This window comes from Streptomyces sp. B8-7 (assembly GCF_058833805.1).
This window is the reverse complement of record NZ_JBYRRL010000005.1, coordinates 888,306-911,781: the sequence shown is the minus strand read 5'-3', so window position 1 is coordinate 911,781 and position 23,476 is coordinate 888,306. Positions and strand designations below refer to the sequence as shown.

Below are 23,476 nucleotides of genomic sequence, written 5' to 3'. Positions count from 1 at the left end.
TCCCGCTCCGCTGCCGTCATCGATCGACACCGGTGGGTGCCGCGCTACGGCTCCCGACCGCCTCTGCCCACGGGGCCCGGCCGGACCCGATGTGTCCTGCCGGCCGGCGCGGCACCGCCCCGCGCTCCCGCGGCAGCGTCCGGCCGGCGGGGCGACAGGGCGACAGGGCGACAGGGCGACAGGGCAAGGAGAGGTGGCGCAGGGGCGGCGGGCGAACGGGCGGGCCCCGATCCGCGCCGGGTGGCGGCACCGTGTCCCGGGCGGCCGCTCGGGCGGGTCGGGCCGCTACGGGCCCATGAACAGCAGCACGCCGAATCCCGCGCCGAGCACGATGCCGACCGAGCCGCAGATGATGCCGGCCAGCGCCTGGCCGGCGTTGGTGGCCTCACCGCGCCGGGCCCTGCCGCGGCCGATGGCGCCGAGAACCACCGCGAGGACCCCGACCAGCAGGCTGAGCGGTCCCAGGCAGAAGAGGACGTCCGAGATGATCCCGAGAACGAGTGCCGCCGTCCCCGCGCCGTTGGTGGGCGCGGCCGGATACGGGCCGGGCCAGCCGTGGTGGCCGGGGGCGGCCGGGTGGCCGTAGCCGGGCGCGCCGGCCGGGTACGCGTAGCCGGACGGGGCGCCGGGGTAGGCGTACGCCGGCTGTCCCGGCCCTCCGGGCGCGAGGTGCGGCGGCAGCGAACCGCCGGCGCCGGGCGGCGCGAACGGGTCGCCGGCAGGTGCCGAGGAGTACGGCGTCCCCGGCACACCGTGCCCACCGGAGGTTCCGGGCGGGGCGAAGGGGTAGGAGCCGCCCTGGACGCCGGGCGCCGGCGGCGCCGGGGCCCCAGGCGCCGCGAAGGGGTCCGCCCCGGCGGGGGCCGGGCCCTCGGGGACAGGCGGCGGGAATCCGCCCGGCACCGGGGCCGACGGACCGGTCCAGGGCGTGGACGGCGGGGTGTCGCCCGCGGCGGGAAGGGAGGCGGCCGTCTGCCCGTCGTGCACGGTCGGGTTCACCACGGGCAGCGCCCCGGACGCGATGGTGCGGCCCGGCCCGGGCGGGGCGTCGTCGGCGGGCGGCGCCCAGAGCCGGTCCGCGGAGCCGGCGGACGGTGACGACGGCTGCGCCTCGCACCGGGGCTCCGGCGGTACGCGTTCCCCCTTGCCCGGCGACGCCTGCGGAGCCGCATCGCCCTTGCCGAGCGGCACGCGCGCTCCGGACCCGCCCGGGGACGGGGGGACCGCCGTGTCCGGAGGAGGCGTCGCCCCGTGCGCGGACCGCTGCTCCGGCGCGGCGGGCGGCTCCCTGTCGTCGGACATGCGCGGGTTCCCCTCTGTCGGCTGCCCGGTCATGCTACGGCCCCGGTCGGCGCCCCGGCCGTCCGGCCTACGATGACCCCGAGTCACGATCAGCCGATCATCCGCGTTCCGAGCCCACCGGCGGGGACGCCGTTCCGGGGAGGAACCCTTGACCGACCGCCTCACCGCGCCCGTCGCCGCACCGGGCGCCCGCGACCTGCACGCCTTCATCGCCGGACTGCCCAAGGCCGAACTGCATGTGCACCACGTGGGCTCCGCCTCCCCCCGGATCGTCTCCGCGCTGGCCGCGCGCCACCCGGACTCCCGGGTGCCCACGGATCCCGAGGCCCTCGCCGACTACTTCACCTTCACGGACTTCGCCCACTTCATCGAGGTGTACCTGTCCGTCGTGGATCTGGTCCGCACCCCGGAGGACGTCCGGCTGCTGACGTACGAAGTGGGCCGCGAACTGGCGCGACAGCAGGTGCGCTACGCCGAGCTGACCATCACGCCGTACTCGTCCACCCGGCGCGGCATCGACGCACGGGCGTTCATGGACGCGATCGAGGACGCCCGCAAGGCCGCCGAGGCCGAGTTCGGGACGGTGCTGCGCTGGTGCTTCGACATCCCCGGCGAGGCCGGGCTGGAGGCTGCCGAGGAGACCGTGCGGCTGGCCACGGACGACCGGCTGCGCCCGGAGGGTCTGGTCTCCTTCGGCCTGGGCGGGCCCGAGATCGGCGTACCGCGGCCGCAGTTCAAGCCGTACTTCGACCGGGCCGTCGCGGCGGGCCTGCATTCCGTGCCGCACGCCGGAGAGACCACCGGCCCGGAGACGGTGTGGGACGCGCTGACCTGTCTTGGCGCCGAGCGGATCGGGCACGGCACCAGTGCCGCCCGCGACGAGAGGCTGCTGCTGCACCTCGCCGAGAACCGGATCGCGCTGGAGGTGTGCCCCACGTCCAACATCGCCACCCGGGCGGTCGCCTCCCTCGACGAGCACCCCATCAGGGAGTTCGTACGGGCCGGGGTGCTGGTGACGGTCAACTCCGACGATCCGCCGATGTTCGGCACCGACCTCGACAGCGAGTTCGCCGTCGTCGCCCGGCTGCTGGAGCTCGACGAGCACGGCGTGGCCGGGCTGGCGAAGAACGCCGTCGAGGCGTCCTTCCTCGACGCGGCGGGCAAGGCGCGGCTGGCCGCCGAGATCGACACGTACACCGCGGCATGGCTGGCGCCCTGACAGCGCATCACACTGGGCCCATGCAGAACGTGACCGCCGTCGCCCACCGCGGCGCCCCCTACCGCTTCCGCGAGAACACGCTCGAGTCGCTGCGCGCCGCGCTCGGCCTGGGCGCGGACGCGGTCGAGATCGACGTACGCCTGACCCGGGACCGGGTGCCGGTGCTGCTGCACGACGAGACGCTGAAGCGGCTGTGGGAGGTGGACCGGCCGCTGAGCGCACTGTCCGCCGAGGAGGTGCGCGGGCTGACGGACGGCGCGGTGCCGACGCTGGCGGAGGCACTGGCGGCGACCGAGGGGCACCGGGTGATGGTCGACCTGCCGGGCACGCGCGACGTGCGGACCGCGCGCCGGGTGGTCGACGAAGTCCGCGCGGTGGGGGCGGGCGAGCGGGTGTACTACTGCGCCGACGCGTACGCGATGCTCGCGGTGCGGGCCGCCGACCCGGCCGCCGAGATCGCCCTGACGTGGACGACGCAGGCGCCACCGCGGCCTGTGCTGCTGGCGGAGGTGCGGCCGCGCTGGCTCAACTACCGCTGGAGCCTGGTCACCCGGGAACTCACCGAGCGGGTGCACCACGACGGCTGCCTGCTGTCGGCGTGGACCCCGGACACCCGACGCAGCATGCGCCGGCTGATCGGCCTGGGCGTCGACTCGATCACGACCAACCGCGTCGACGTGCTGGACGGGCTGCGCGGGCATCCGTAGCCGGCGCGGCGGGCCGGTGCCGAGGGCGAGACCGTCGGAACCGGAGAGAGCCGACGGAGCCCACAAGGGCCGAGGGGGGCCGACGGGGGCCGACGGGTAGTCACCACTGCGGCAGGGCCGACCGTACCGGGATACGGGGCGCCGTGGCCCGGTCCGGAGCCGGGGTCGGGCGGGGGCCGGGGCGCGGGCGGCCTGGCTGGTGGACACGGGGACTGCGCCCGGGTGCGCAGACCGGAGGGACGACGGGCACTCGGCGGCGCCGGCGGCCGGCTGCGCCACGGGCCGGGGCGCGAGGCCGTCGGCCGGGCCCGGCCGCGCCGCACCCATGGACGGGCAACGGAACCGGCCCGGCCGGCCGGACACCCGGGACGAGCCGGCCGGGCAGCCGACGGAGGTGGCCGGAAGGCCGGACGCGGCGCAAGGCCTGACGCGGCGGAAGGCAGGCGGGCCGGCGAGCCGGGCGTCCGCGGCTCCGGAGCGGCCCGCCGGCCGCTCAGGCCACGGCGGGTGCCGCACGTCCCTCGTCGCCCGGAGCGGCCCGGTCCGCCGTGAGCCGCTCCAGGTGCTTGATCCTCCGGCGTACGGCGTACAGCGGGATCACGCCGAGGACGCCGAAGGACATGTCGATGACGCTCCACCAGAAGGGGATCTGGCGGATCGGCCCGCAGATCAGGGCGAGCGGGATGATCCCTGCGCAGGCGATCATCCCGAACTCCACGACCCACACGTTGCGGACGGGGTCCCGGAAGACCCCGTAGAAGGCGACGGCGATGACGAGGTGGGCGAAGGCGAGCCAGTCGGTGCCGTAGAGCAGGAAGGGATAGTCGGTGTCGGCGGTGTCCAGCCCGCGGCGCACCCGCTCGATCCAGTCCGTCAGCCCCGGCAGCCGGTCCTGTACGGGCAGCGCGTGCAACAGATCCTCGGTCCAGCGCAGTTCGTGGACCAGCGGGAAGGCCGTGGCGCCGCTGAGCACCAGGCAGACGACGAAGACGGCCAGCCAGACACGGATGCCCTTGAGCAGGGCTGCTCTGTCCTTCATGGCGCTCAGCGTACGCTTGAATTGAACGCGTTCAAAAATGAGTGGGGGACCCCGATCCGGCTCCCGTGCGGCCCAGTTGTCAGGCGGCTGCCCGGAAGCGGCGCAGCAGCAGGGAGTTGGCGACGACGAAGACGGAGGAGAACGCCATGGCCGCGCCGGCCAGCATCGGGTTGAGCAGCCCGGCCGCGGCGAGCGGCAGCGCGGCGACGTTGTAGGCGAAGGCCCAGAACAGGTTGGACCGGATGGTGCCGAGAGTGCGGCGGGCGAGCCGGATCGCGTCCGCCGCGACGCGCAGGTCGCCGCGGACGAGGGTGAGGTCGCCGGCCTCGATCGCGGCGTCGGTGCCGGTGCCCAGGGCCAGCCCGAGGTCGGCTCGGGCGAGCGCGGCCGCGTCGTTGACGCCGTCGCCGACCATCGCGACGGAGCGGCCCTCCGCCTGGAGGCGCTTGACGACGTCCACCTTGTCCTGCGGCAGAACCTCGGCGATCACGTGCTCGGGCGCGATGCCGACCTCCCCGGCGACCGCGCGGGCGACCGCGGCGTTGTCCCCGGTGAGGAGCATGGGGGTGAGACCCAGGGCACGCAGCCGCGCGACGGCCTCCCGGCTGGTGTCCTTGACGGCGTCGGCGACCTCCAGCACGGCGCGGGCCCGGCCGTCCCACGCGACGACGACGGCGGTGCGGCCCCCCGTCTCGGCGTCGGCACGGGCGCGCTCCAGTTCCGGCGGCAGCACGACGGCCGACTCCGTCAGGAGCTGTGCTCGGCCGACGAGGACGGTGCGGCCCTCGACGACCCCCCGCACGCCGAGGCCGGCGAGGTTGGTGAACTCCTCCGGCGCGGGAAGGGCACCGAGCCGTTCGAGCGCACCGGCGGCGACGGCGCGGGCGACGGGGTGCTCGGAGGCGTGCTCCAGCGCGCCCGCGAGGCGCAGGACGTCCTTCTCGTCGGCGTCCTGGGCGGTGCGCACGGCCAGCAGCGTCATCCGGCCGGTGGTGACGGTGCCGGTCTTGTCCAGGACCACGGTGTCGGCCCTGCGGGTGTTCTCCAGCACCTCCGGCCCCTTGATCAGGATGCCGAGCTGGGCACCCCGCCCGGTACCCACGAGCAGTGCGGTGGGGGTGGCCAGGCCCAGGGCGCACGGGCAGGCGATGATCAGTACGGCGACAGCGGCGGTGAACGCCGCGGTCGGGCCCGCTCCCGAGGCGAGCCAGAAGCCGAGGGTGGCGACCGCGAGCACGATCACGACCGGCACGAACACCGCCGAGATCCGGTCGGCCAGCCGCTGGGCGGCGGCCTTGCCGTTCTGCGCATCCTCCACCAGCCGGGCTATCCGGGCGAGCTGGGTGTCGGCGCCGACCCGGGTGGCCTCCACGACCAGCCGCCCGCCGGTGTTCAGCGTGGCCCCGGTGACGGCGTCCCCGGCCGCCACCTCGACCGGCACCGACTCACCGGTGAGCATCGAGGCGTCGACGGCGGAGGAGCCCTCGACCACGGTGCCGTCGGTGGCGACCTTCTCGCCGGGCCGCACCAGGAACCGGTCTCCGGCGCGCAGCTCACCCACCGGAACGAGATCCTCGCGGCCGTCGCGCAGGACGGTGACCTCCTTGGCCCCGAGTTCCATCAGCGCGCGCAGCGCGGCGCCCGCCCGGCGCTTCGAGCGGGCCTCGAAGTACCGGCCCGCCAGGATGAAGGCGGTCACTCCGGCGGCGGTCTCCAGATAGATGTTGCCCGAACCGTCGGTGCGGGAGACGGTCAGCTCGAAGGGGTGCGTCATACCGGGCATCCCGGCCGTGCCGAAGAACAGCGCCCACAGCGACCACAGGAACGCCGCCGCGGTCCCCAGCGAGATCAGCGTGTCCATGGTCGCGGCGCCGTGGCGGGCGTTGGTCCAGGCCGCCCGGTGGAACGGCCACGCCGCATAGGTCACCACAGGTGCCGCCAGGGTCAGGGACAGCCACTGCCAGTACGTGAACTGCAGGGCCGGCACCATGGCCATCGCGATCACGGGCACCGCCAGGGCCACGGCCGTCACGAGCCGCTGCCGCAACGTGTCCGGTTCGTCGGGCCCGCCGGGCCCCTCGGCGCCGTCGCGCCCGTCGGCAGCCCGTCCGCCGGTGGTTCCGGCCGAGACCGCCGGGCGCGGTTCCCGCGCGGTGTACCCGGTGGCCTCCACCGTCGCGATCAGCTCGGCCACGGTCACCGCACCGGTGTACGTCACCTGCGCCTTCTCGGTCGCGTAGTTGACCGCCGCGGTCACGCCGTCCATGCGGTTGAGCTTCTTCTCGACGCGCGCGGCGCACGAGGCGCAGGTCATGCCGCCGATGGCGAGCTCGACGCGGCCGGCGCCGGTGGCCTGGGGAGCCGTGGTGGACATGAGCCGTCCTCCTGGAAGGGTCCTTCGATTCATACCCCTGGGGGGTATCTCTCGCTGCCATGTATACCCCCCTAAGGTATGGGAGGCAAGCTCGTCCCCTCACCGCGGCCCCCGCCCTGACTCAGACGGCCGGGGCGCGAGAGACGCCGACAGGCTGTTCGCCCGTGCCGGCCCGAAGGAGAAGGTGCACGACCTCAGCGGGCGGCAGCCCCCGCGGCAGCCCGCGCGGCGGGGCGAGGCCGGGACCGCGTCCGGGCCGTCCCGCCCGCCGCTCCGCACCCCCGTCTGTGCGTCGTCCGCGACCATCCGCCCGGGGCGGGTGGGGCTCGGCGCTCGCGGACACCCCCGGCCTGCTGCCGACCCGGATCGGGGCGCAGCGGCTGCGGCGCGGTGCGGTCACCGGCGGCGGAGGGGCCGGCGGGGCGGCGACGGCGGCGGGGAGGGCGGCGGGGAGGGCGGCGGGGAGGGCGGGAGCACGGAGGCGCCGGGGACCACGCCAGAGGCACGGAGGGCGCCGGGGACGACGCCGGGGACGCGGAGGCCGGCGGGGCGGGGCGGCCGACGGGGCGGGGCGGCCGACGGGGCGGGGCGGCCGGCGGGCGTCACAGCCCGGCGATCACGTTCCAGCGCCCGCCGAGTTCCGCGCGCTCGTCGGAGGTGATGTCCCGTGCGATGGCCAGCCGGGCGCGCATGGCGGAGTCCGGGAAGATCAGCGGGTTCTCCGCCAGGGCCGCGGTCTCCTCGTCCTTGGCGGAGGCGAGCACGTCCTGGGCGGCTGGCACGGGACAGACGTAGTTCACCCAGGCGGCCAGTTCCGCGGCGACCTCGGGGTCGTAGTAGTAGTCGACGAGCCGCTCGGCGTTCGCCTTGTGCTCCGCGCGGTTGGGGATCATCAGCGACTCCGACCACAGCTCCGCCCCCTCCTCGGGGACGACGAACCGGATGTCCGGGTCGTCGGCCTGGAGCTGGATCACGTCGCCGGAGTAGGCCTGGCAGGCCAGGACGTCACCGCTGGCGAGGTCCTTGATGTAGTCGTTGCCGGTGAACCGGCGGATCTGGCCACGGCGCACCTGCCGCTCCACCGTGTCGCACATGCGGTGGAAGTCGTCGGAGGTCCAGCGCGTGATGTCCACCCCGTCGCCCTGCATCAGCAGCGCGAACGCCTCGTCCAGGCCGGACAGCAGCGTGACCCGGCCCCTGAGGTCGTCCGCCCACAGGTCGGAGACGCGCCGGATCTCACGTCCCAGTGCCCGCCGGTTGTAGGCGAGGCCGGTGATGCCGGACTGCCAGGGCACGCTGAACCTGCGCCCCGGGTCGAAGGCCGGTGAGAGCAGCTGCGGGTCGAGCCGGCGGCTGACGTTGGGCTGGCGGGAGCGGTCCATGCGCTGCACCCAGCCCAGCCGGACGAACCGGGCGCACATCCAGTCGCTGACGACGATCAGGTCGCGGCCCGTGGACTGGTGGTTCATCAGTGCGGGGCCGACCTTGCCGAAGAACTCGTCGTTGTCGTTGATCTCCTCGACGTAGTCGACGGAGATGCCGGTCTTCTGCCGGAAGGCGTCCAGGGTGGGTCTGCTGGTCTCGTCATCGTCGTCCGTGTCGATGTACAGCGGCCAGTTCGCCCAGGTCAGCCGGTGGTCTGTGGCCGACCTGTCGCGTACGGCACGGTCACCCGCGGCGACGTAGGCGGACGGCACGCCGCAGCCCGAGGCCCCGAGCAGGGTGCCGGCACCGAGAGCACGCAGCAGGGAACGGCGCGAGGGGGACGAGATCTTGGGGGACACGTCCGAAGGATGCCGGGTCCCGCCGAGCCGGAACAATCGACGTCCCGTCGAGCGCAGCCGGAAACACCCGACACCCTGTCGAGAGCCGGAAGCCGCGGGTGGCGTGCGGTGCACCGTCCGCGGGCCGCACCCTGACGCCCCGCCCTCCGGCTCCGCGCCTGCGGAACGCCCCGGACTCGGGCACCGTACGGCCGCGGGGGCCGGACCGGCGGGCGTCCCGGGACCGTACTCCCCGCTCCGGGACCGCACCGGCCGCCCCGGGCAGGCCGCCCGCTCCGGTACCCCTACGGCGGCACGGCGCCGGGCACCGCGGCGACGGGGCCGGTGCGGCACCGCGGCGACGGGGCGGTGCGGCACGCACCTCCGCGCGCCGCGGCACCGGGCGGTTCGCAGCGCGGGCAGCGCACGGCACGGCCCCGGACGAAGCTCACCTCGTCCGGGGCCGTGTGGTGCGGCGGGATGCCGCGGGATGCGGCGGAATGCCGCGGGGTGCCGCGGGGTGCTTACGCGTCCAGCGACGTCATCACGTGCTTGATGCGGGTGTAGTCGTCGAAGCCGTAGGCCGACAGGTCCTTGCCGTAGCCGGACTTCTTGAAACCGCCGTGCGGCATCTCGGCGACCAGCGGGATGTGGGTGTTGATCCAGACACAGCCGAAGTCGAGCTTCTTGGACATGCGCATGGCACGGCCATGGTCCTTGGTCCACACGGAGGACGCGAGGGCGTACTCCACGCCGTTGGCGTACGCGACGGCCTGGTCCTCGTCGGCGAAGGACTGGACGGTGATGACCGGGCCGAAGACCTCGTGCTGGACGATCTCGTCGTCCTGCCGCAGGCCGGAGACGACGGTCGGGGCGTAGAAGAAGCCCTTGTCGCCGACCCGGTGACCGCCCGCCTCGACCTTGGCGTGCGCGGGCAGCCGCTCGATGAAGCCGCTGACCTGCTTCAGCTGGTTGGGGTTGTTGAGCGGGCCGTACAGGACGTCCTCGTCGTCCGGCTGCCCCGTCTTCGTGTCGGCGGCGGCCTTGGCGAGAGCGGCGACGAACTCGTCGTGGATGGACTCCTGGACCAGGACGCGGGTGGCCGCGGTGCAGTCCTGGCCGGCGTTGAAGTAGCCCGCCGTCGCGATGTCCTCGACGGCCTTGGCGATGTCGGTGTCCTCGAAGACGACGACCGGAGCCTTGCCGCCCAGCTCCAGGTGGACCCGCTTGAGGTCCTTGGACGCCGACTCGGCGACGGACATGCCCGCGCGGACCGAGCCGGTGATGGAGGCCATCGCGGGGGTCGGGTGCTCGACCATGGCGCGGCCGGTGTCGCGGTCGCCGCAGATGACGTTGAAGACGCCCTTGGGCAGGATCGAACCGATGATGTCGGCCATCAGGACCGTGGAGGCGGGGGTGGTGTCCGACGGCTTCAGCACGACGGTGTTGCCCGCGGCGAGGGCCGGGGCGAACTTCCACACCGCCATCATCATCGGGTAGTTCCACGGCGCGACCTGCGCGCAGACGCCGACCGGCTCACGGCGCACGATGGAGGTCAGGCCCTCCATGTACTCGCCGGCGCTGCGCCCCTCGAGCATGCGGGCGGCGCCCGCGAAGAAGCGGATCTGGTCGACCATCGGCGGGATCTCCTCCGACCGGGTCAGGCCGGTCGGCTTGCCGGTGTTCTCGACCTCGGCCGCGATCAGTTCCTCGGCGCGCTCCTCGAACGCGTCCGCGATCTTCAGCAGGGCCTTCTGACGCTCGGCCGGGGTGGTGTCGCGCCAGGCCGGGAACGCCGCGGCGGCGGCCGCCATGGCGGCGTCGACGTCGGCCGGCCCGGACAGCGGTGCGGTGGCGTACGCCTCGCCGGTGGCGGGGTTCACCACATCGGTGGTCCGTCCGTCGGCGGCGTCCCGGAACTCTCCGTCGATGTAGTTGCGCAGACGACGCAGCTCGGTGGTCACTGACGGCCCTCCTGTCGGATGTCCATTCCTTGAGATGCCCACCCTAATCGCTCATCTCACGGTTTCAACACCCCCCACCCGTCGGTATCTGCGAAATCCGCACAGCTGGATCTCGTAAACAACGGATTTCATCGATCTGGCCTTGCGAAACTGTCGAGTCCTCGTGCAGAGTGAGCCCGTGGCCAGTCGAAGCGCAGACCAGAGGGACTCCCGCGAGCCCAGGAACGGCACCCCCCAGCTGGATGCCGTCTCCCTCGCCATCATCGAACAGCTCCAGGAGGACGGCCGTCGGCCCTACGCCGCCATCGGCAAGGCCGTGGGCCTCTCCGAGGCGGCCGTGCGCCAGCGCGTCCAGAAACTGCTCGATCAGGGCGTGATGCAGATCGTCGCCGTGACGGACCCGCTCACCGTGGGCTTCCGCCGGCAGGCGATGGTCGGCATCAACGTCGAGGGCGACGTCGAGGCGATCGCGGACGCGCTCACGGCCATGTCGGAAGTCGAGTACGTGGTGATGACCGCGGGCTCGTTCGACATCCTCGCCGAGATCGTCTGCGAGGACGACGACCACCTGCTGGACGTCATCAACAAACGCATCCGGGCCCTGTCCGGTGTGCGCTCCACCGAGAGCTTCGTCTACCTGAAGCTCAAGAAGCAGACCTACATGTGGGGAACCCGATAACCGTGAGGACCCGATAACCGTGAGCACCAAGGACCTCAGCCGTACCGCGTACGACCACCTGTGGATGCACTTCACCCGCATGTCGTCCTACGAGAACTCCCCCGTCCCGACCATCGTCCGCGGTGAGGGCACCTACATCTACGACGACAAGGGCAAGCGCTACCTCGACGGTCTCGCCGGCCTGTTCGTCGTCCAGGCCGGCCACGGCCGCACCGAACTCGCCGAGACGGCGTTCAAGCAGGCGCAGGAGCTCGCCTTCTTCCCGGTGTGGTCCTACGCCCACCCCAAGGCCGTCGAGCTCGCCGAGCGCCTCGCGGGCCACGCGCCGGGGGACCTGAACAAGGTCTTCTTCACCACCGGCGGCGGCGAGGCCGTGGAGACCGCGTGGAAGCTCGCCAAGCAGTACTTCAAGCTGGTCGGCAAGCCCACCAAGCACAAGGTCATCTCCCGCGCGGTCGCCTACCACGGCACCCCGCAGGGCGCCCTGTCCATCACCGGTCTGCCGGGGCTGAAGGCGCCGTTCGAGCCGCTCGTGCCGGGCGCGCACAAGGTGCCGAACACCAACATCTACCGCGCCCCGATCTTCGGCGACGACCCCGAGGCCTTCGGCCGCTGGGCCGCCGACCAGATCGAGCAGCAGATCCTCTTCGAGGGCCCGGACACCGTCGCCGCGGTCTTCCTGGAGCCCGTGCAGAACGCCGGCGGCTGCTTCCCGCCCCCGCCCGGCTACTTCCGGCGCGTGCGCGAGATCTGCGACCAGTACGACGTGCTGCTCGTCTCCGATGAGGTCATCTGCGCCTTCGGCCGCCTCGGCACCATGTTCGCCTGCGACAAGTTCGGCTACGTCCCGGACATGATCACCTGCGCCAAGGGCATGACCTCGGGCTACTCCCCCATCGGCGCCTGCATCGTCTCCGACCGCCTCGCCGAGCCGTTCTACAAGGGCGACAACACCTTCCTGCACGGCTACACCTTCGGCGGCCACCCCGTCTCCGCCGCGGTCGGCCTCGCCAACCTCGACCTCTTCGAGCGCGAGAACCTCAACCAGCACGTGCTCGACAACGAGGGCGCCTTCCTGTCCACGCTGCAGAAGCTGCACGACCTGCCGATCGTCGGCGACGTCCGGGGCAACGGCTTCTTCTACGGCATCGAACTCGTCAAGGACAAGGCCACGAAGGAGTCCTTCAACGACGAGGAGACCGAGCGCGTCCTGTACGGGTTCCTCTCCAAGGCCCTCTTCGACAACGGCCTGTACTGCCGCGCCGACGACCGCGGCGACCCGGTCATCCAGCTCGCCCCGCCGCTGATCTCCAACCAGGAGACCTTCGACGAGATCGAGCAGATCCTGCGCGCCACCCTGACGGAGGCGTGGACGAAGCTCTGATCGCCGGCAGGACGTTCGGCGGGAGCCTCGTGGGAAACTCCTGCCGACCTCCGCCGGACCTTCCGCCCGATCGTCTGCAAGAAGGATCAGATCCGGCCCCGGTGCCGCCCTTTCGAGTGAGAAAGGGCAGCCCGGGGCCGCGTGCTGTCCGGCCCCGCCCGGCCGCCTGCCTAGCGTGCCCAGTGACCGATCGGCCCCGCCTTCGTTCCCCCGCACGGGGGATGAGGCACGGGAACTACGGATCAGAACGAAGGTGTACGCCCATGGAGGCCCCGCCGGACAACGACGTGCTCTGGGCACGGTCCCTGCACTACCAGCACAGCGACGGCTCACCGGCCCTGAACGGCGTCTCGGTCGGCGTGCGCGAGGGCGAGATCCTGGCGGTCGGCGGGCCCCGCGGCAGCGGCAAGACGACCCTGCTGGCCTGTCTGTCCGGACTCGTGCCCGCCCGCCGCGGAGAGGTCTGGTTCAACAGCGTCCCCGTGCACACCATGGGCCCGCCGGCCCGCGAGCGGCTGCGCCGCGACCGCTTCGGCTGGATCGACCCGTCGCCGGTCCTGGTCCCCGAGCTGAACGTCTGGGAGAACGCGGCACTGCCGCTGATGCTGCGCGGCACCGGCCGGCGCCAGGCCAAGACGACCGCGCTGGAGTGGCTGGACCGGCTCGACGTCGGCGAGGCCGCACGGCGACGCCCGCACCAGCTCAGCCACGCCGAACGGCAGCGCGTCTGCATCGCCCGCGCCCTCGCCCCCGCTCCCTCGGTCCTGTTCGCCGACGAGCCCACGGCGCCGCTGCACCGCGCCGACCGCGCCCATGTCCTGCGCACCCTGACCACGGCGGCCCGCTCGCACGGCATCACCGTGGTTCTGGCCACCCACGACGCGGACACGGCGGCCCTGGCCGACCGCACCGTGACTTTGCTGGACGGGCGCCGGGTGCACACCGTGCACCTGCCCCCGATGGCGGAGGCGGAGGGCCGGGCCGCGTGCTCACTCTCCGCCTGACCCGCGGCGCCCGCCCCGCCGTCCAGTTCCGCCGCCTGCTGGTGGCGGCCGCCTCGGCGGGCACCGGCTTCCTGCTGCTGTGCGCCCTCGGCCACGCCCTCACCCACTCCGGCACCACGGCCGCCTCGGTGCTGCGCCTCGCCTGGTGCATGGCGCCGCTGTCCGCCACCGTGTACTTCGCCGTGGCCGTCGCCCGTACCGACCCCGGCACCCGTCCCCGTGCGGGGCTGGCCGCGATCGGGCTGGGACCGGCCCGCATGATGGCCGTCTCCGCGACGACGACAGCGCTGTCGACGCTCCTCGGTTCGATGCTGGCCCTGCTGTTCTTCCTCCACCTCCGCGGCGACCTCACCGGCATGCCCTTCGACGGCGACGCCGCCGACGCGCTGGCCGCCGGTCGGCCGCTGCCCCTGCCCGCCGCTCTCACCCTCCTGGCCCTCGTCCCGGTCGTCGCCTCGGCGGCGGTGGCGGCATCCCTCCGGCCCCGCGGGCCGCGCCGGTCCGACGCACCGCGTCTGCTCGGCCGCTTCGGCGCCCACGGCAGCGGGGCGAGGGAGACCTTCGGCTCCTACGCCCGCTTCGGTGCCCGCCGCCCCGCCGGCGCCCGCACCCCCGCCGTGTCCGGGGCCGGGGCCGGGCCCGCGCCGGACGACGCCGCAGCGGACGGCCCGGCCGCCCCGTCGGACGCCGGGCCGGCGCCGGACGGCACCCACGCCCCGGCCCCCTGGCAGCCGGACGCCGCGGCCGGACCCCGCACCGGCACCCAGCCCCGCCCCACCGCCCTGCCCTGGGGCATCGCCACCCTCGCGGCAGGTCTCACGGTGGAGGCCTACGCCCGCCGTACCGCGCCCGCCGACGGACTCCCCCTGCCCGGCGGCCTCACCGGCAACTCCGGCGGGGTCCTGCTGGGGTGGGCTCTGACCGCGATCGGCCTCGCCCTGGCCGGGCCCGGCCTCACCCACCTGTCCGGCCGCCTCCTGCAGTCCGTGCGCCCCGGTGCACTGCGCCTGCTCGCCGGACGCGGCCTGATGGAGGAGGCCACCCGCGTCGGCCGCCCCCTCGGGGTGCTGTGCGCCGTCGTCTCCGCCGTCTACGCGATGGGCACCCTGTACGACCCGGCCGGCAACGCCGTCGGCCCGCTCACCGTGCTCGGCACCGTCCTGGTGGCCGGCTGCGCTCTCGCCACTCTGGTCACCGCCGCGGTGGAGGCCCGTCAGACCCGCGCCGGTACCACCGCCGCCCTGGTCCGGCTGGGCGCACCCGCGACGACCCTGCGCACGGCGGCGGCCCTGCGCGCCGGGGCGCTGCTGGCCGTGTTCGGCCCGCTGACCCTGCTGGTCGCGGAGTTGGCGGCCCGGCCCCTCACCGGCTGAACGAACCGGACACAACTCGTCCCGGCAGGAGCGATGAGTTCTCGGCCGCCCTCCGGTCTACCTCCACGAACGGCACAACCTCGACGGGAGAGACCCCATGTACCAGCAGATGATCTTCGTGAACCTGCCCGTGAACGACCTGGACGCCGCCAAGAAGTTCTTCACCGAGCTGGGCTACTCGATCAACCCCCGGTTCAGCGACGAGAACGCCGCCTCCGTCGTGATCAGCGACACCATCGTGGCGATGCTGCTCACCAAGCCGTTCTACGCCACCTTCACCGACAAGGAGATCGCCGACGCCACCCGGACCAGCGAGGTGCTGATCGCGCTGAGCGCCGAGAGCCGCGAACAGGTCGACGCGCTCGTCGACAGGGCCGTGGCGGCCGGCGGCACCGCCTCGCCGAGGGTCCAGGACATGGGCTTCATGTACGGGCGCGCCTTCGACGACCTGGACGGCCACACCTGGGAGGTCATCTGGATGGACCCGGCGGCCGCCGAGGGCTGAGCCCGTCCGCCCGGCTCCCCCTGACGACGCCGGGGGCGTCCGACACCTGAACGCGGGAGACTCCGCAGCCGGGTGGGGACGCCCCCGGCGTCGGTGCCCGCCCTGTGAGCGCGGGAGGCACGGCAGGCGGACGCAGGACGCCTCCGGAGGGCGCCTGCCCCTGCGCTCCGGGGAGGGGCGACGCCGTGGCATGCGGGCGCGGGACACCGGAGCGGCCTCACGGCGGACCTCTCGGCAGCCGGGCGGCACGCCGAAGGGGTGCGCGGCGAGCCCGGCAGCGGCGCCGAGCGGATGCGCGGCCCCCGCGACGGGCGCACGGACGGATGGCGGACGCCCCCTAGCATGGGCGGGTGCAGACGATGCCCGCCCATGCGGCCCACCACAACGACCGCGAGATAGAGACCCTGGAGGAGTTCGACGCGACCGTCACCGCGCGCGGCAGTCTGGCCGGATTCCGCGTCCAGGCCGTCGATCTGACGGACCGCACGCGCGAACTGCTCACCACCGACACCGCAGGCGCCGTCTTCCTCGGCTGCCCGATGCGCGAGAACGCGGCAGGGAAGATACGCACCGACGGCGCGCTGGTCTTCCCGCCGATGCCCGACCTGCCCTTCAACCCCTACCGTGGCCTGCTGTACACGCCCGACGAGTTGTTCGCCTCCCTCGGCGACGGCTACGAGGCCACCCCCGACGCCCGGTGCTACGCCTGGTTCCAGCGGACGAAGGCGGACGGCGACATCCTCTCCTCCGTCCTTCGCGCCCTCCACGACGACTCCGTGTCGGACGCCCTCGAGGAACTCCTGCGCGGTGCCCGCGTGGTCGGCGTCATGGGCGGGCACGCGATGGCCCGCGGCACCGCGGAGTACGCCGGCGCGGCCCGTCTCGGCCGCGACCTGGCCCGGTCCGGCCTCGTCGTCGCCACCGGCGGAGGGCCCGGCGCGATGGAGGCGGCGAACCTCGGCGCGTATGCCGCCCCGCACCCGGACGGAATGCTGACGGAGGCCCTCGAACTGCTCACCAAGGCACCGGGTTTCACACCGTCGGTCACCGACTGGGCCTCGGTCGCCTTCGACGTGCGGGCCCGCTGGCCGAGGGGCGGCCCCTCCCTCGGCATCCCGACCTGGTTCTACGGCCACGAACCGCCCAACCCGTTCGCCGAGCACATCGCCAAGTACTTCGCCAACGCCACACGTGAGGACGGACTGCTGGCCCGTTCCAACGCGGGCGTGATCTTTCTGCCCGGCGCCGCCGGAACCGTCCAGGAGATCTTCGACAACGCGACCCCGAACTACTACGAGTCGCGCGGCGAACCGACTCCCATGGTGCTCGTGGACAAGGAGCACTGGACGGAGCGGCTGCCGGCCTGGCCACTGCTGCGGTCGCTCGCCCGTGACCGCTCGATGGACGCGCGGATCGCCCTGGTCGACCGGATCGATGAAGCGCCGGAGGCGTTGAAACGCCTGGCCGGTTAATAAGCAGGCAAAAGCAACCCGCTTGACGTGCACACGCATTGACAGTACTGATGAAGCGCTTATAAACCTGTGTTTCTCATGGGGGAGTTGAAGCGTCCCCTCCGCGGTGTGCGTTCCACTCCCCGGTAGACGACCCCCCTCAATAGCACATCGATTAAGGACAAACGTGTCCCTATCCCGCCGCAACGCACACCGTTCCGTGCGCGCCCTCGGTGTCGCCGCCGCCTCCGCAGCCCTCGCGCTCGGTGTCGCGGGCAACGCACTGGCCTGCAACATCACCGAGTTCTCCGCCGCCGCCACGTGTGACGGAGACAAGGGCGTCATCACCGTCACGGACAAGGACCCGGCCGGCGTTCCCGCCACCATCTCGGTCTACCTGGAGAACAACGGCGCCGACGAGCGCCTCGTGGGCACCCAGGAGGTGAAGGGGTCCCGCGAAGGAACCACCATCACCTTCGCCGAGGACTGGAAGCCGAACGCGGAGTACCGCATCCACGTCGTCGCCGACCGCTTCGTCGACGAGGACATCGAGCCGAACCTGGTGACCCCGTCCACGCCCTGCAAGACGGACGACACCCCCACCCCGACGGACACGCCGACCGACACGCCGTCGGAGACGCCGTCGGAGACTCCCTCCGAGAGCGCCCCGCCGTCGGAGTCGGCCACCCCGACCCCGTCCACCTCGGAGAGCGAGAGCGAGCCGCCGGCGAACAACGCACCCACCCCGGACGCCGGCAAGTCGAACCTGGCCGAGACCGGCGCGAACTCGAACACCGGCCTGATCGCCGGCGTCGCCGCCGCACTGGTCGTGGTCGGCGGCGGCGCGGTCTTCTTCGGCCTGCGCCGACGGAGCTCCAGCAACCGCTGACGCCTCGCGTCCGCGCACCGGCACACAGGGCGGGTCATCGCCGGGTCTCTCGAAGGTGGCCCGCCCCAGCCGGAACTCCGGCACTCCACGCTCCCGCGGTGCTTCCGGCGCGGAACCGCCCCATGGAAGCCGCCGGGAGAACGCGAGCAGCACCGAGGCGAGCGAAGCGCGCGGCGCGACCGTCACCTGGCTGCGCCCCGGACGGCCGTCGGACCGGACGGTCCGACGAACCACTCGGCTTTCAGCCCGGCAGGGCGTCGGTGGCGTGCGACTGGACCGAGCCTCCGGGCACCGGCGGCCGGGCCGGTCGTACCCGCCGCCTCCGCCGGACCGTGCCGGCCGTGCCTCGACCCCGCCCACCGCGTCCTCGGCGGCGGCCTCGCAGCGCAGCCGGGGAGCGGGACACCCCGCAGGCCCCGAGTGCTCCGCCGAGCCGGTCCGATCATCCCGGCGCCCGTTCGGGGCGCGGAGCGACGTGTTGGCCCCGAAGCGCGGACCGGACCTGCTCCCCGTCTCAGACCGCCTGCGGGACGGGCCCTCGACGCTCCGCACAGGAGCGCCTCCCCGAGCCGACGCCCGGGCGGACAACCCAGGCGTCCGGAGCCGACGCCGGGAGCCGCCCCTCCGAGCGGGCTCCCCCGATCGCCGCTCCTTCACCCCAGCACGACGACCTCCGCCTCGTCGAAGGCCACGGCCACCTCGTCCCCCACCGCGGGCGCCTGGCGCAACGCGCACGCCGCCTCCAGCGGGGGCCCGTCCGCCGGACGCAGTCGCACGGCGACGTGGGTGCCCTTGAAGGTGCGCGCGGTCACCTTGCAGCGCAGCCCCTCCGCCGCCGGGACCCACCGCACCCCGGCCGGCCGTACGAGCACCGCCCGTGTGCCCTGCGGCGAGCCTTCCGGCACCGGCAGCTTGCCCCACGGCGTGTCCGCGGCCTGCCCGGTCACCGTCGCCCGGACCACGTTGTCGAAGCCGAGGAAGCGCGCCACGAACTCGTCCACGGGCCGCTGCCACACCTCCAGCGGCGTACCGGACTGGGCGATGCGCCCGTCACGCATCACCACGACCCGGTCGGCGAGCGCGAACGCCTCGCCCTGGTCGTGCGTGACGGCCAGCACGGTCGTACCCAGTCGGCCGAACAGCTCGCGCAGTTCGACGACGAGCCGTTCCCGCAGCGACCGGTCGAGCTGGCCGAGCGGCTCGTCCAGCATCAGCAGCCGCGGACTGGGGGCGAGCGCTCGGGCCAGCGCCACCCGCTGCTGCTCGCCGCCGGACAGCGCGGCCACCGCCCGGCCGGCGGCTCCGGGAAGCCCGACGAGGTCGAGCAGTTCCCGTACGCGGGCGCGCTGCCGCTCCTTGGAGGCGCCGTGCATCCGCGGCCCGAAGGCCACGTTGCCGCCGACGTCCCGCTGCGGGAAGAGCTGATGGTCCTGGAACATCAGGCCCACGTCCCGCCGGTGCGCGGGCACGCCCGCCTGGTCACGGCCGTCGAGCAGCACGCGCCCGGCGTCGAGCGGCTGCAGTCCCGCCACGGAACGCAGCAGGGTCGACTTGCCGCTGCCGCTCGGCCCCAGCACGCACACGATCTCGTGCTCGGCGACCTCCAGGTCGACTCCGTCGAGCACCGGCCGCCCACCGAACCGCACCGTGGCGTCCCGGACACCCAGCAGCATCAGAACTCCCCCGTCCGGTCGGGGCCCCGCAGTCGCTCCAAGGTCAGCAGGGCCACCGCGCACACCACCATCAGAATCGTCGAAAGGGCCATGGCCTGGCCGTAGTTGAGGTCACCGGGCCGAGCCAGCAGTTTCGCCACGGCGACCGGCAGGGTCGGGTTGTCGGCCCGGGCGATGAACACGGTCGCCCCGAACTCACCGAGGGAGACGGCGAAGGCGAAGCCCGCGGCGACCAACAGCGCCCGCCGTACCATCGGCAGGTCCACCTCCCGCCACACCCGCCACGGCGACGCCCCGAGCACCGCTGCCGCCTCCCGCAGCCGGGCGTCCACGGCACGCAGCACCGGCAGCATGATCCGCACGACGAAGGGCACGCCCACCAGTGCCTGCGCCAACGGCACCAGCAACCAGGAGGAGCGCAGATCGAGCGGCGGCTCGTCGAGGGCGATCAGGAAACCGAAGCCGACGGTCACCGCCGACACGCCGAGCGGCAGCATCAGCAGGGCGTCGAAACCGCGCACCAGCCGCCCGGCGTCCCGCCGCGCCAGCGCGGCCGCGGCGGCGCCGCCGATCAGCAGGGCGACGGCCGTGGCGACGGCCGCGTACGAGAGCGAGGTGCCGATCGCGTCGATCGGTGGCACCAGGAAGGCGCCGCCGTCCGAGGACGTCAGCGCCCGGTAGTAGCCGAGGTCGGGGGCGGCGAGCGACCGCTGCACCAGCACGCCGAGCGGCAGCACCAGGAGCACGGCGACCGTTGCGAGGACTCCGGCGAGCAGGACCCACTGGCCGGCACCGCGAGGCCGACGCGCGGTCACTGCGGCGTCCACCAACCGCAGCGCCGTCTCGCGCCGCCGTACCGTCCAGGCGTGCACGGCGAGGATCGCACCGACCGCCGCGAACTGCACCAGGGTGAGCACGGCGGCGGTGGTCAGGTCGAAGATCTGCGTGGTCTGCCGGTAGATCTCGACCTCCAGTGTGGAGAAGGTCGGCCCGCCGAGGATCTGCACCACGCCGAACGAGGTGAACGTGAACAGGAAGACCATCAGGGCCGCGGCGGCGACGGCCGGCCCCAGCGCGGGCAGCGTGACCGTGCGCCACGCCGTCAGCCGTGAGGCGCCCAGCATCCGCGCCGCCTCCTCCTGCCGTGGATCGAGCTGTGCCCACAGCCCGCCGACGGTGCGGACGACGACGGCGTAGTTGAAGAAGACGTGGGCGAGCAGGATCGCCCACACCGTGGTGTCCAGCCGGACGCCCCAGAGGCCGTCGAGCAGTCCGCCGCGGCCCACGACGGCGAGGAACGCGGTACCGACGACGACGGTGGGCAGCACGAACGGCACCGTCACCACCGCCCGCAGCACCTGCTTGCCGGGGAAGGAGAAGCGGGCGAAGACGAAGGCCGCGGGCAGCGCGATCAGCAGGGTGAGCGCGGTGGAGGCGAGTGCCTGCCAGGTGGTGAACCACAGCACATGCCGGATGCCCGGGTCGGCGAGCACCTGGCCGAGCCGGCCGAACCGCCAGTCGCCGTCCACGTGCAGGCCGCGCTCGACGATCGCAGCGACCGGATAGGCGAAGAACAGCCCGAAGAACGCGACGGGCAGGGCCATGAGCCCCAGCCGCGCCGCGTTCCCGGTGCGCCGCGCAGGGGCTACTTCAGGACGAGCGAGGTCCATGACGCGACCCAGTCATCGCGGTGGTCGGCGATCTTCGCGGGCTCCATGGTCTGGGGGTCCTCCGCGGCGGGGCCGTACTCGGTGAACTCTGCGGGCACACTCGCGCCCTCGACGACCGGGTAGACGAACATGTTCAGCGGCATGTCCTCCTGGAACCGCTCCGAGATCAGGAAGTCGATCAGCGCCTTGCCGCCCTCGGGGTTCCGGGCGTTGTCGAGCAGGCCCGCGAACTCGATCTGGCGGAAGCACGTGCCCTGGGCGACCCCGGTGGGCGCGGTGTCCGGCTTGGGATCGGCGAAGATCACTTCGGCGGGCGGCGAGGAGGCGTAGGAGACCACGAGCGGCCGGTCGGCCTTCGCCGCGCGGCCGCCGGCCGAGCCGGAGAACTCCTCGTTGTACGCCTGCTCCCAGCCGTCGACCACCTTCACGCCGTTCGCCCTGAGCTTCTTCCAGTACGCCGCCCAGCCGTCGTCGCCGTAGCGGGCGGCGGTGCCGAGCAGGAAGCCGAGTCCGGGCGAGGACGTGGCGGCGTTCTCGGTGACAAGGAGGTTCTTGTACTCGGGCTTGACCAGGTCGTCCAGTGTGGCCGGCGGTGTGAGGTCGTGGTCCTCGAAGTACTGCTTGTCGTAGTTGACGCAGATGTCGCCGTAGTCGACGGGCGTGACCCGGTGCTGGTCGGCGTCGAGCTGGTAGCCGGCTCCCACCCTGTCCAGGCCCTGCGCCTCGTACGGCTGGAACAGGCCGTTGTCGAGGGCGCGGGACAGCAGGGTGTTGTCGACGCCGAAGAACACGTCGCCCTGCGGGTTGTCCTTGGTGAGGAGGGCCTTGTTGACGGCCTGGCCGGCGTCGCCGTCCTCCAGGACCTTGACCTGGTAGCCGGACTCCTTCTCGAAGGCGGCGAGGACATCGTCGGAGACGGCCCACGAGCTGTGGCTGACGAGGGTGACGGTCTTGGAGCCCCGGCCGGTGGACGCGGAGTCCGTGTCGGACGAACCGCACGCGGACAGGGTGATCAGGCCGAGGCCGACGGCCGCGGCGGCGAATGTCTTGGTGTGCACTGGATTCCTCCTGGGACGGTCCCAGAAGAGACGCGGCCCTGCCCGGGTCCTCTGGGGTCCCGGGCAGGGCGCAACAGCTTGAGTGGTGACCGAACTTCCTACCCAGAATGACCTGGGCGAGGTTCAGAGGGTCTGCGGCCCGGTTGCCGCACTCTCAGCGCTGTGGCGCTCCCCTGTCGGAATATGAAGATGTGAGGACGTGGTCGAACGCTGCCAGGTTACCGCTCGGTGGCGGCGAGCTGGCCACAGGCCCCGTCGATCTCCTGACCGCGGGTGTCGCGGATGGTCACCGGGACACCGTGGGCGGCGACGGCCTCCACGAACGCCTTCTCGTCCTCGGGCCGCGAGGCGGTCCACTTGGATCCGGGCGTCGGGTTCAGCGGGATCAGGTTGACGTGGACCGGCTTGCCGCGGAGCAGCCGGCCCAGGCGGTCCCCCCGCCAGGCCTGGTCGTTGATGTCGCGGATCAGCGCGTACTCGATCGACAGCCGCCGCCCGGACCTCTCCGTGTACGCGAACCCGGCGTCGAGCACCTCGCGCACCTTCCAGCGTGTGTTCACCGGGACGAGGGTGTCGCGCAGCTCGTCGTCCGGGGCGTGCAGGGAGATCGCGAGCCGACACTTGAAGCCTTCGTCGGCGAACCGGTGGATCGCCGGGACGAGCCCGACGGTGGACACCGTGATGCCGCGCTGGGACAGTCCGAGCCCGTCCGGCGCGGGATCGGTGAGCGCGCGGACGGCGCCGACGACCCGCTTGTAGTTGGCGAGGGGCTCGCCCATGCCCATGAAGACGATGTTGGAGAGCCGGGCGGGCCCGCCGGGCACGTCCCCGTCCCGCAGTGCACGCATCCCGTCGACGATCTGGTGGACGATCTCCGCCGTGGACAGGTTGCGGTCCAGTCCTGCCTGCCCGGTGGCGCAGAACGGACAGTTCATCCCGCAGCCGGCCTGAGAGCTGATGCACATGGTCACCCGGTCCGGGTAGCGCATCAGCACGGACTCGACGAGGGTGCCGTCGAACAGCCGCCACAGCGTCTTGCGGGTGGTGCCCTGGTCCGTCGACAGATGCCGTACGACGGTCATCAGGTCCGGGAACAGCGCCTCGCGCAGCTTCTCGCGGGAGCCCGCGGGGATGTCGGTCCACTCCTGCGGGTCGTGCGCGTACCGGGCGAAGTAGTGCTGCGAAAGCTGCTTGGCGCGGAACGGCTTCTCCCCGGCCTCGGCCACCGCGTCGCGGCGTTCGGCGGGCGTGAGGTCGGCGAGATGCCGCGGCGGCCTCTTGACCCCGCGCGGCGCGACGAAGGTGAGTTCTCCGGGGGCTGGGCGTGCCACGGTCGGACTGCTCCTCAGGACGGGCGGGACCTGGTTTCCCCCGCGCAGGAGCACGGGCGTACGGCGGGACGGTGCCGGAGCCAGGAGACCT

At 73.1% G+C, this 23,476-nt stretch carries 18 protein-coding genes; 9 read left to right on the top strand and 9 right to left on the bottom strand.

All coding sequences use genetic code 11. The features are described 5' to 3' along the window. Positions 1 to 285 precede the first annotated feature (285 nt). Positions 286 to 1,302 carry a DUF4190 domain-containing protein gene (locus tag AC5K6T_RS28100; RefSeq protein WP_493213375.1) on the bottom strand — a complete coding sequence of 339 codons (1,017 nt, stop codon included), beginning with the start codon at positions 1,300 to 1,302 and terminating at the stop codon, positions 286 to 288. A 148-nt stretch (positions 1,303 to 1,450) separates the two neighbouring features. Between AC5K6T_RS28100 and AC5K6T_RS28095 the strand changes: the two genes are divergently transcribed. Both AC5K6T_RS28095 and AC5K6T_RS28090 read left to right on the top strand, forming a co-directional pair. Further along, positions 1,451 to 2,521 carry an adenosine deaminase gene (locus AC5K6T_RS28095; protein ID WP_493213373.1) on the top strand — a complete coding sequence of 357 codons (1,071 nt, stop codon included), beginning with the start codon at positions 1,451 to 1,453 and terminating at the stop codon, positions 2,519 to 2,521. Positions 2,522 to 2,541: 20 nt separating this feature from the next. Further along, the gene (locus tag AC5K6T_RS28090; protein WP_493213372.1) at positions 2,542 to 3,228 is read left to right on the top strand and encodes a glycerophosphodiester phosphodiesterase; all 687 of its coding nucleotides are present in this window, start codon (positions 2,542 to 2,544) and stop codon (positions 3,226 to 3,228) included. 493 nt (positions 3,229 to 3,721) lie between these two features. Here the strand turns inward: AC5K6T_RS28090 and AC5K6T_RS28085 are convergent, their stop codons facing one another. The 4 genes from AC5K6T_RS28085 to AC5K6T_RS28070 all read right to left on the bottom strand — a co-directional run bounded on the left by AC5K6T_RS28085 (position 3,722) and on the right by AC5K6T_RS28070 (position 10,368). Next, entirely contained in the window at positions 3,722 to 4,267 is a 546-nt protein-coding gene (locus AC5K6T_RS28085; protein WP_493213370.1) for a hypothetical protein, read from the bottom strand. Between the two features lie 79 nt (positions 4,268 to 4,346). After that, positions 4,347 to 6,641 (bottom strand): heavy metal translocating P-type ATPase, encoded by a 2,295-nt coding sequence (locus AC5K6T_RS28080; RefSeq protein ID WP_493213369.1) that lies wholly within the window; start codon positions 6,639 to 6,641, stop codon positions 4,347 to 4,349. A 602-nt stretch (positions 6,642 to 7,243) separates the two neighbouring features. After that, positions 7,244 to 8,425, bottom strand: a complete 1,182-nt coding sequence (locus tag AC5K6T_RS28075; RefSeq protein WP_493213367.1) for a polyamine ABC transporter substrate-binding protein — start codon at positions 8,423 to 8,425, stop codon at positions 7,244 to 7,246. Positions 8,426 to 8,928: 503 nt separating this feature from the next. Continuing rightward, on the bottom strand, positions 8,929 to 10,368 hold the full coding sequence (locus tag AC5K6T_RS28070; protein WP_493213366.1) for a gamma-aminobutyraldehyde dehydrogenase: 1,440 nt from the start codon (positions 10,366 to 10,368) through the stop codon (positions 8,929 to 8,931). 163 nt (positions 10,369 to 10,531) lie between these two features. On the opposite strand from AC5K6T_RS28070, the gene AC5K6T_RS28065 reads away from it, so the two are divergent. From AC5K6T_RS28065 to AC5K6T_RS28035, 7 genes are all read left to right on the top strand, one after another. Beyond that, a complete protein-coding gene (locus tag AC5K6T_RS28065) occupies positions 10,532 to 11,047 on the top strand; it encodes an Lrp/AsnC family transcriptional regulator (protein ID WP_493213365.1) in 516 nt (171 codons plus the stop codon). 19 nt (positions 11,048 to 11,066) lie between these two features. After that, a complete protein-coding gene (locus tag AC5K6T_RS28060; protein ID WP_493213364.1) occupies positions 11,067 to 12,431 on the top strand; it encodes an aspartate aminotransferase family protein in 1,365 nt (454 codons plus the stop codon). Between the two features lie 263 nt (positions 12,432 to 12,694). Next, a complete protein-coding gene (locus AC5K6T_RS28055) occupies positions 12,695 to 13,435 on the top strand; it encodes an ABC transporter ATP-binding protein (RefSeq protein ID WP_493213362.1) in 741 nt (246 codons plus the stop codon). Then, complete coding sequence (locus AC5K6T_RS28050) at positions 13,417 to 14,808, top strand: hypothetical protein (protein ID WP_493213360.1); 1,392 nt, start codon at positions 13,417 to 13,419, stop codon at positions 14,806 to 14,808. The genes AC5K6T_RS28055 and AC5K6T_RS28050 overlap by 19 nt, the downstream gene beginning before the upstream one ends. Positions 14,809 to 14,905: 97 nt before the next feature. Further along, entirely contained in the window at positions 14,906 to 15,313 is a 408-nt protein-coding gene (locus tag AC5K6T_RS28045) for a VOC family protein (RefSeq protein WP_493213359.1), read from the top strand. Between the two features lie 350 nt (positions 15,314 to 15,663). After that, entirely contained in the window at positions 15,664 to 16,785 is a 1,122-nt protein-coding gene (locus tag AC5K6T_RS28040; RefSeq protein WP_493213357.1) for an LOG family protein, read from the top strand. 166 nt (positions 16,786 to 16,951) lie between these two features. Further along, entirely contained in the window at positions 16,952 to 17,653 is a 702-nt protein-coding gene (locus tag AC5K6T_RS28035) for an LAETG motif-containing sortase-dependent surface protein (RefSeq protein ID WP_493213355.1), read from the top strand. Positions 17,654 to 18,306: 653 nt separating this feature from the next. On the opposite strand, the gene AC5K6T_RS28030 is transcribed toward AC5K6T_RS28035, so the two are convergent. The 4 genes from AC5K6T_RS28030 to rlmN all read right to left on the bottom strand — a co-directional run bounded on the left by AC5K6T_RS28030 (position 18,307) and on the right by rlmN (position 23,385). After that, entirely contained in the window at positions 18,307 to 19,326 is a 1,020-nt protein-coding gene (locus AC5K6T_RS28030) for an ABC transporter ATP-binding protein (protein WP_493213353.1), read from the bottom strand. After that, the gene (locus tag AC5K6T_RS28025; protein WP_493213352.1) at positions 19,326 to 20,996 is read right to left on the bottom strand and encodes an ABC transporter permease; all 1,671 of its coding nucleotides are present in this window, start codon (positions 20,994 to 20,996) and stop codon (positions 19,326 to 19,328) included. Before AC5K6T_RS28025 ends, AC5K6T_RS28030 begins: the two co-directional genes overlap by 1 nt. Continuing rightward, positions 20,972 to 22,054, bottom strand: a complete 1,083-nt coding sequence (locus AC5K6T_RS28020; protein ID WP_493213350.1) for a thiamine ABC transporter substrate-binding protein — start codon at positions 22,052 to 22,054, stop codon at positions 20,972 to 20,974. Before AC5K6T_RS28020 ends, AC5K6T_RS28025 begins: the two co-directional genes overlap by 25 nt. 218 nt (positions 22,055 to 22,272) lie before the next feature. Then, a complete protein-coding gene (gene rlmN / locus AC5K6T_RS28015; RefSeq protein ID WP_493213348.1) occupies positions 22,273 to 23,385 on the bottom strand; it encodes a dual-specificity RNA methyltransferase RlmN in 1,113 nt (370 codons plus the stop codon). Positions 23,386 to 23,476 lie beyond the last annotated feature (91 nt).